Origin of the sequence: Butyrivibrio sp. AE3006, assembly GCF_000424165.1 — a bacterium.
Classification (GTDB): Bacteria; Bacillota; Clostridia; order Lachnospirales; family Lachnospiraceae; genus Butyrivibrio.
Window position 1 is genome coordinate 1 of record NZ_AUJJ01000045.1, and the last position, 1,057, is coordinate 1,057.

At 41.3% G+C, this 1,057-nt stretch carries 1 protein-coding gene; it reads right to left on the reverse strand.

The features are described 5' to 3' along the window. The coding region (locus tag G603_RS22935) for an Ig-like domain-containing protein (RefSeq protein WP_242834897.1) at positions 1–833 on the reverse strand (833 nt) is incomplete at its 3' end. Positions 834–1,057: the final 224 nt, after the last annotated feature.

Here is a 1,057-nt window from a genome sequence, read left to right on the forward strand (position 1 = left end):
TTTGCTTTTTCGAAGACAAATTGTGAAATCTGCTCATCAGTCTTACTGTAATTGGTAACTGATATTGTTTTTCCATCAGCATTCTCTTTTGTAACAGTCTTGGTTCCGTCAGGATTCTGCTTAGTATCACCATTATTTTCTGTGACCGTAACAGCACAAGTTGCCGTCTTATCATCACTTGTATCATCAGTTCCATTTGTTGCGGTGACAGTGATATTTGCCGTACCCTCTGCAACAGCAGTTACAACACCATCAGAAACAGTGGCAACACCTGTATTATCACTAGACCATGTAACAGACTTATCCGAAGCATCATCCGGGCTAACTGTTGCTGTCAGCGTCTCCGTACCGCCTACAGTCAGTGTAGCAGTATTTTTATTAAGAGATACGCCCGTAACCGCAACAGTATATCCATACACCTCAATTGATGTGACGCCATTCATATTATCATTTTCTTGACATATTACATGACCATAGCTACCATTCACAAAATGAAGTTCAAACGGCGCACTTGAATCTGTGACAGTTCCTCTTTGATATTGTTTGAATATAACTTTGGTGATAGTGTACCCTTCATAGCCTGAAACTGTCAGAGTGTCAACAGTACTACTCCACAGCCATCCATAGTATTCATTATAATAGTCATTATTATGTGAAACTGTAACGACTCCTGCTGTAGTTTCACTGTAGGTTATTTCACCTGTGGGTGTAATGGTAGTCAGCAGTGTCTCTTCTGGTGCCGCATACGCTGTCAAGCTCATCCCCGGAATCAATCCCAACACCAGTGCAAAACTAAGTATAATGCCCAACATTTTTTTCATCTTAATTTTCATAAGCTTTGCTCTCCTTTATTTTCATTTACAGCTGTTATGGTCGCTGATAACCTTTGAAAACACATAAAAACCGCCGAGCTTAACAAGACATATCTGTCTCATCAATCCGACGGTTATCCATCATTGTATATAATTTTATCCGAAAAAAGGCCGCAACTAGCCCCTGCTCTGCTCTGCTCTGCTCTGCTCTGCTCTGCTCTGCTCTGCTCTGCTCTGCTCTGCTC